This window comes from Labrys sp. WJW (assembly GCF_001676615.1).
Classification (GTDB): Bacteria; Pseudomonadota; Alphaproteobacteria; order Rhizobiales; family Labraceae; genus Labrys; species Labrys sedimenti.
The window spans coordinates 63,877-70,576 of record NZ_LYXZ01000050.1 but is presented as its reverse complement, the minus strand read 5'-3'; the positions used below and the strand labels follow the sequence as shown (position 1 = coordinate 70,576).

Below are 6,700 nucleotides of genomic sequence, written 5' to 3'. Positions count from 1 at the left end.
TCATCGCCTTGGCCCGAAAGATCCTCATCACTCTCAATGCAATCTTGCGCGATCAGGCCCCGTTCAAGGCCTGACACTCGCTCAACTACAGTTGCCGGAGCTCGCGCTTCACCCCAGGCGGTTGTCTCGCCCTACGGCGGGTGCGAAGCTGCCGGCAATCGGAGGCTGATTCATGCGCAATCTCATCACGGATGTCGCCGGCGTGCTGGTCGGCAATGCCGAAGACGCCGCGATCGCCTCCGGCGCGACGGCGGTGGTGTTCGAAGAGCCGGCGGTCGCTGCCGTCGACGTGCGCGGCGGCGCCCCGGGAACGCGGGAAACCGATCTGCTCGCCCTGGAGCGGACGGTCGAGCGGATCGATGCCATCGCCCTGTCGGGCGGTTCGGCCTTCGGCCTGGAAGCCGGTGCCGGCATCGGGGCCTTTTTGGCGGAGCAGGGTCGTGGTTTCCAGGTCGGCGCCGTCAGGGTCCCGATCGTGCCCGGCGCCATCCTGTTCGACCTTCTCAATGGCGGCGACAAGAATTGGGGGCGCTTTCCGCCCTACCGCGAGCTCGGCTTCGCCGCGGCCGAAGCGTCCGCCAAGACCTTCGCGCTGGGATCGGCGGGCGCCGGATTGGGCGCCACCACGGCTGGCCTGAAGGGTGGGCTCGGCTCTGCCTCGGCGCGCTACGGGCTTCATACCGTCGGGGCGCTTGTCGCCGTCAACGCCCTCGGTAGCGTTACCATCGGCAACGGCCCTCATTTCTGGGCGGCGCCCTACGAGCAGGCTGGAGAGTTCGGCGGCCTCGGCCTGCCGACACCCTGGCCCGACGATGCGCTGGCATTGCGTCACAAGGCCATGCAGGCCGGCAATACCACGATCGCCGTGGTGGCGACGGATGCCGTGCTCACCAAGGCCCAGGCCAAGCATTTTGCCGTGATGGCACAGGATGGCTTGGCTCGGGCGATCCACCCGGTCCATACCCCGCTCGACGGCGACACCGTGTTTGCCGCCGCCACGGGGCGCGTGGCGCTGGCCGAACCGATCGGCGACCTGATCGCCCTGGGCACGGCGGCCGCACATGCCCTGGCGAGGGCCTGTGCCCGCGCCGTGTATGAGGCGGTTGCCCTGCCTTTCCCCGGTGCTCTTCCGAGTTGGCGGGATCGTTTCAGAGGGCGATGACGGGCCGACATCGAAAGGAAGTCGATTGCCTGGGACCGCAGGCGTCTCGCCTGCTCTTGAAAGCGACGCCTTTGCAGGAAGGAAGATGCAGGCGAGACGCCTGCAGTCCCAGAAGGATGCTCCCTCAACGATTGCAATGGGCGGCCGGCTCTGGCAGGTACTGCCCGTTCACTGCGACCGCCACAGCCCAGGATCCGCCATGTCCCGCCCGATCATCATCGCCCCCTCCATTCTCTCCGCCGATTTCGCGGCGCTCGGCGCGGAAGTGCGGGCGATCGAAGACGCCGGCGCGGATTGGGTGCATTACGATGTGATGGACGGCCATTTCGTGCCCAACCTCACCATTGGCGCCGGTGTCGCTGCTGCCCTACGCCCGCATGTGCGCACCAAGCTCGATGCCCATCTGATGATCTCCCCGGCCGATCCCTATCTCGACGATTTCGCCAAGGCCGGCTGCGACACCATCACCGTCCACGCCGAGGCCGGCCCGCATCTCCATCGCTCGCTGCAGCACATCAGGAAGCTCGGCAAGCGCGCCGGCGTGGCGATCAATCCGGGCACCTCGCCCGAGGTGGTCGACTATGTGCTCGACCTCGCCGATCTCATCCTGGTGATGACGGTCAATCCCGGCTTCGGCGGCCAGGCCTTCATTCCCGAGACCCTGTCGAAGATCGCCGCCGTCCGCGCCCGGGTGGGCAAGCGCGACATCGATATCGAGGTCGATGGCGGCATCACACCGGAAACCGCGCCGCTGGTGGTGCGGGCCGGCGCCAATGCGCTGGTCGCCGGCTCCTATGTGTTCAAGGGCGGTCCGGCCGCCTATGCCGCCAACATCGCAGCCATCCGCGAGGCCGCGACGGCGGCTCTCTGATATCGCCGCCTTCCATCCGCAGATTTGCGTTTCACTTTCCCGGCACCCGCGCCTAAAAGGGGCGCGAAAGGACTTTCTCCATGATCCCACGCTATAGCCGCCCGCAAATGGTCTCCATCTGGGCGGAGCAGTCCCGTTTCCGCATCTGGTTCGAGATCGAGGCCCACGCCACCGACAAGCTGGCCGAGCTCGGCGTCGTGCCCAAGGAGGCGGCTGCCAAGGTCTGGGAAAAGGCCAGGGACGCCACCTTCGACGTGGCGCGGATCGACGAGATCGAGCGTGAGGTCAAGCACGACGTCATCGCCTTCCTCACCCATCTGGGCGAGATCGTCGGCCCGGAGGCGCGCTTCCTGCACCAGGGCATGACCTCATCGGACGTGCTCGACACCTGCCTGGCCGTGCAGCTGTCGCGGGCCGCCGATCTGCTGATCGCCGATATCGACGAGGTGCTCGCCGCCCTGCGCAAGCGCGCCATCGAGCATAAATATACGCCGACCATCGGACGCAGCCACGGCATCCATGCCGAGCCGGTCACCTTCGGCCTCAAGCTCGCCCAAGCCTATGCCGAATTCTCGCGCAACCGCGAGCGCCTCGTCGCCGCACGCAAGGAGATCGCGACCTGCGCGATCTCCGGCGCCGTCGGCACCTTCGCCAATATCGATCCGGCGGTGGAAGCCTATGTGGCTGAGAAGATGGGCCTGGCCGTGGAGCCGGTCTCGACGCAGGTGATCCCGCGCGACCGCCACGCGATGTTCTTTGCCACCCTGGGTGTGGTTGCCTCCTCGATCGAGCGCCTCGCCATCGAGATCCGCCATCTCCAGCGCACCGAAGTGCTGGAGGCCGAGGAATTCTTCTCGGCCGGGCAGAAGGGCTCGTCGGCGATGCCGCACAAGCGTAACCCCATATTGACCGAAAACCTCACCGGCCTCGCCCGCATCGTGCGTTCGGCCGTGACGCCGGCGCTGGAGAACGTGGCGCTCTGGCATGAGCGCGACATCTCCCACTCCTCGGTCGAGCGCATGATCGGCCCCGATGCCACGGTAACACTGGACTTCGCCCTGGTACGCCTGGCCGGCGTGATCGACAAGCTGCTGATCTACCCCGAAAACATGCGCCGCAATCTCGATCGCCTCGGCGGCCTGCACAATTCGCAGCGCGTGCTGCTGGCCCTCACCCAGGCCGGCGCCAGCCGCGAGGATTCCTACCGCCTGGTCCAGCGCAACGCCATGAAGGTCTGGCGGGGCGAAGGCGACTTCCTTGCCTTCCTGAAGGCCGACCCGGAAGTCTCGGCCAAATTGTCGGATGCTCAGCTCGAAGCGATGTTCGATGAGGGTTATCACTTCAAGCATGTCGACACGATCTTCGATCGCGTCCTCGGCCCGGGAGCCTGAGCCCGACCCGAGCCTTCGCTTGGGAGGAATTGCGGACGGGCAGCGGCGCCGGAGCACTCCGCCTTCCGGTCCGCCGCCTTGCTCCTGCAGCGTCGTTTTTACCGAAAACCGGTGCCCGCTTTTCGGTACGATGCCCTAGAATAGAGCGATGATCTTGAGTCGAGACGGGCTCGATCCCAGTGGCTGAAGTGCCTACCAACCGAGCCGGAGAAACATCGACGTGCGCATTTCCGATGCCGACATCCTGATCGTGCCGGGTCTCGGCAATTCCGGCCCGGACCATTGGCAGTCACGCTGGCAGGCCAAGCTCTCGACCGCCCGCCGCGTCGAACAGGACGACTGGGATCATCCCGAGCGCAAGGCCTGGGTGAACAGACTTGTCGAGACGGTGCAGGATTCGAGCCGTCCGGCCATCATCATCGCCCATTCGATCGGCGTGATCACCACCGTCTTCGCGGCCGAGCGCCTGAAAGGCCATGTCATCGGTGCGATGCTGGTGGCGCCTTCAGATTGGGACAAGCCGGATCTGCTCCCCGGCTATGATCTCGACTTCAACCCGATCCCGATGACGGCCCTGCCCTTCCCGTCGTTGCTGGTGGCAAGCCGGAACGATCCCTATTGCGAGATCAACCGCGCCACCGCTTTTGCCGAGGCTTGGAACAGCGAATTTGTCGATGCAGGCGAAGCCGGGCATATCAATTTGGAGTCAGGCCATGGCCCCTGGCCGGAAGGCCTGCTGAGACTGGCCTCCTTCCTCTCCAAGCTCAAGCACGAAAGCCAGTAGCGCGGACTTCTTCCGGGTGTGCGGACGTCTCGTCCGCCTCTTCCTATCCGCACGCGCCGCGCTTCCAAGAGCGGGCGAGACATCCGCGCACCCGGAAGAAACAGCGCCTGACTCAATAATTCGGGCCGGCCGGGCCGGCATGGCCGCGCGCAGCCTTCAAGGCGGCCTGGGCTCCGGCGGTCAGGAAGGCCCAGTCCGAGCCGATACCCATGATGTCGAAGCCGAGCTCGGCATTGCGGGCCGCTGCCTCGCCATTGCCGCAATAGATCGCCGTCAGCTTGTTGCGGGCCTTGGCAGCGGCGAGAACCCGATTGATCACTTCCACCGATTCCGGCAGCTGATGATCGAGCCTGGCACCGTTGCTCAGGCTGATCGACAGGTCGCTCGGCCCGACGAACACACCATCGAGCCCGGGCACGTCGAGGATGTCCTCCAGCGCATCGGCCGCCTGCCGCGTCTCGATCATCGCCAGCGCGATCAGCTGGTCGTTCGCAGCACTGCGATACGCCTCGGTCTCGGCGCCGAACAGCGAAATGGCCCGGGTACCACCCCAGCTCCGTCCGCCGACAGGTGGGTATTTCAGGGTGTCGACCAGACGGCGGGCGTCCGCCACCGAATTGATCATCGGCAGGATGGCGAACTCCGCACCGACGTCATAGAGCCTTGCGGCTTCGCCGAAACCGTCCAGGCCGACCCGCACACCCGTCGATGTGCCGGCCAGATGCGCTGCGCTGATGGCATCGCGCGCTTCGCCGAAGGAAGCCTCGCCATGCTGCAGGTCGACGATGACGGCATCGAAGCCGGCGCGACCGAGCGCCTCGGCCATGCGCGGATAGGCTGCTCCCATCCAGGCTGCAAAGATCTTTTCGCCTTTGGCCAGGCGCGCGCGCAGCGTGGGGGCGGTCATGGTCTTTCCGATCACATTGCTGCGATGCCCCGCAGGGGCGGGGCATCGTGAGAGATGGATTGAGTGAGGACGCTCAAACGCCCTCTTTCAAAACGCCGCGCATCAAACGCCGTTTTGGATTTCCTGGACGGCGCGGCCGAGCAATTCGGTCATGATCTGGCGGACCTGCGGCTCGCTCATGCTCAGATTGGCTTCGGCGAAATCGCTCAGCACCTTGCGCACCACGTCATGGTCGCCGGCTTCCTCGAAGTCCGACAGCACAACTGATTTGGCATAGGCGTTGGCTTCGTCACCCGAAAGGCCGAGCTTTTCGGCGGCCCACAGGCCGAGGAGCTTGTTCCGGCGAGCGGTCGCCTTGAAGCGCAGATCCTCGTCATGGGCGAATTTGCTTTCGAAAGCCTCTTCCCGCTTGTCGAAGGTGGTCATCCGTTAAATCCTGTTCAGCTACCGGTTTTCCTTGAAGGACCGGCCATGCCTGTTGCATATAGGCGCGCAATCCCCAAATCAAATTAATGCGCCGTAACGCCCTCTCCTCCCCCTGGATGCCGGGCGTGTTGAAACTACACTCATGCCGGGCACTAGAAAATGTGCTTTGGCTTGATTCGTGAAGCTTGGTTCCGATCGAGTGCGCCGCCTGCACGAAGTTGTGCGCGGAGGCATGATCGGGTAAGTTGGCCTCGTCTCCGGTTTGCTCCCGCAAATCGAATCGCCAATTGCGCCGGCCACGGATCGCATTTCCAGGAGCCCAGGCCCTTTGACGGATTTTCTCAAACCACGGTACATCCCGATGAACCGCCGCCGCCGCATTTACGAAGGCAAGGCGAAGGTCCTCTATGAGGGTCCCGAGCCCGGCACGCTGATCCAGCACTTCAAAGACGACGCCACCGCATTCAATGCCAAGAAGCACGAGGTCATCGACGGTAAGGGCGTCCTCAACAACCGCATTTCCGAATATCTGTTCCAGAACCTCAACGATATCGGTGTGCCCACCCATTTCATCCGCCGCCTCAACATGCGTGAGCAGTTGATCCGCGAAGTGGAGATCATTCCGCTCGAGATCGTGGTCCGCAACGTCGCCGCCGGTTCCATTGCCACGCGCCTGGGTATCGAGGAAGGCACGCAGCTTCCCCGCTCGATTGTCGAGTTCTACTACAAGAACGATGCGCTCAACGACCCGATGGTGTCGGAAGAACACATCACCGCTTTCGGCTGGGCCAGCCCGCCCGAACTCGACGACATCATGGCACTCGCCATCCGCGTCAACGACTTCCTGTCCGGCCTGTTCCTGGGCGTCGGCATCCGTCTGGTCGATTTCAAGATCGAATGCGGCCGACTGTGGGAAAACGACATCATGCGCATCGTGCTGGCGGACGAGATCTCGCCGGACTCCTGCCGCCTGTGGGACATCAAGTCGAACGACAAGCTCGACAAGGATCGCTTCCGCCGCGACATGGGTGGCCTCGTCGAGGCCTATACCGAAGTCGCCCGCCGTCTCGGCATCATGAACGAGATGGACAATGTCGTCGTCAAGGGGCCCAAGCTGGTTCAGTGAGCGCGTTCAGTGTAACATTGCGTACAGGGCTCG

The 6,700-nt window shown here is 64.3% G+C and carries 7 protein-coding genes; 5 read left to right on the top strand and 2 right to left on the bottom strand.

From position 1 onward, the window contains the following. The first annotated feature begins 172 nt into the window (after positions 1–172). From BA190_RS26555 to BA190_RS26540, 4 genes are all read left to right on the top strand, one after another. Positions 173–1,162 (top strand): P1 family peptidase, encoded by a 990-nt coding sequence (locus BA190_RS26555; protein ID WP_068295012.1) that lies wholly within the window; start codon positions 173–175, stop codon positions 1,160–1,162. Positions 1,163–1,361: 199 nt separating this feature from the next. Further along, the gene (gene rpe / locus BA190_RS26550; protein ID WP_068295009.1) at positions 1,362–2,033 is read left to right on the top strand and encodes a ribulose-phosphate 3-epimerase; all 672 of its coding nucleotides are present in this window, start codon (positions 1,362–1,364) and stop codon (positions 2,031–2,033) included. A gap of 80 nt (positions 2,034–2,113) precedes the next feature. Then, positions 2,114–3,424: an adenylosuccinate lyase gene (gene purB / locus BA190_RS26545; protein WP_068295006.1), complete on the top strand. Its 1,311-nt coding sequence runs from the start codon at positions 2,114–2,116 to the stop codon at positions 3,422–3,424. A gap of 220 nt (positions 3,425–3,644) precedes the next feature. After that, entirely contained in the window at positions 3,645–4,208 is a 564-nt protein-coding gene (locus BA190_RS26540) for an alpha/beta hydrolase (RefSeq protein WP_068295003.1), read from the top strand. Between the two features lie 112 nt (positions 4,209–4,320). On the opposite strand, the gene BA190_RS26535 is transcribed toward BA190_RS26540, so the two are convergent. Next, a complete protein-coding gene (locus BA190_RS26535; protein ID WP_068295000.1) occupies positions 4,321–5,115 on the bottom strand; it encodes an HpcH/HpaI aldolase/citrate lyase family protein in 795 nt (264 codons plus the stop codon). 102 nt (positions 5,116–5,217) lie between these two features. Then, positions 5,218–5,541 (bottom strand): DUF1476 domain-containing protein, encoded by a 324-nt coding sequence (locus tag BA190_RS26530; protein WP_068294994.1) that lies wholly within the window; start codon positions 5,539–5,541, stop codon positions 5,218–5,220. A gap of 361 nt (positions 5,542–5,902) precedes the next feature. On the opposite strand from BA190_RS26530, the gene purC reads away from it, so the two are divergent. After that, positions 5,903–6,667 (top strand): phosphoribosylaminoimidazolesuccinocarboxamide synthase, encoded by a 765-nt coding sequence (gene purC, locus BA190_RS26525; RefSeq protein ID WP_068294993.1) that lies wholly within the window; start codon positions 5,903–5,905, stop codon positions 6,665–6,667. Positions 6,668–6,700: the final 33 nt, after the last annotated feature.

Excerpts from the sequence above, each read along its gene's own strand:
- rpe (WP_068295009.1), top strand. The coding sequence starts at position 1,362 with ATGTCCCGCCCGATCATCATCGCCCCCTCCATTCTCTCCGCCGATTTC.
- BA190_RS26530 (WP_068294994.1), bottom strand. The coding sequence starts at position 5,541 with ATGACCACCTTCGACAAGCGGGAAGAGGCTTTCGAAAGCAAATTCGCC.
- BA190_RS26535 (WP_068295000.1), bottom strand. The coding sequence starts at position 5,115 with ATGACCGCCCCCACGCTGCGCGCGCGCCTGGCCAAAGGCGAAAAGATC.
- purB (WP_068295006.1), top strand. The coding sequence starts at position 2,114 with ATGATCCCACGCTATAGCCGCCCGCAAATGGTCTCCATCTGGGCGGAG.
- BA190_RS26555 (WP_068295012.1), top strand. The coding sequence starts at position 173 with ATGCGCAATCTCATCACGGATGTCGCCGGCGTGCTGGTCGGCAATGCC.
- purC (WP_068294993.1), top strand. The coding sequence starts at position 5,903 with ATGAACCGCCGCCGCCGCATTTACGAAGGCAAGGCGAAGGTCCTCTAT.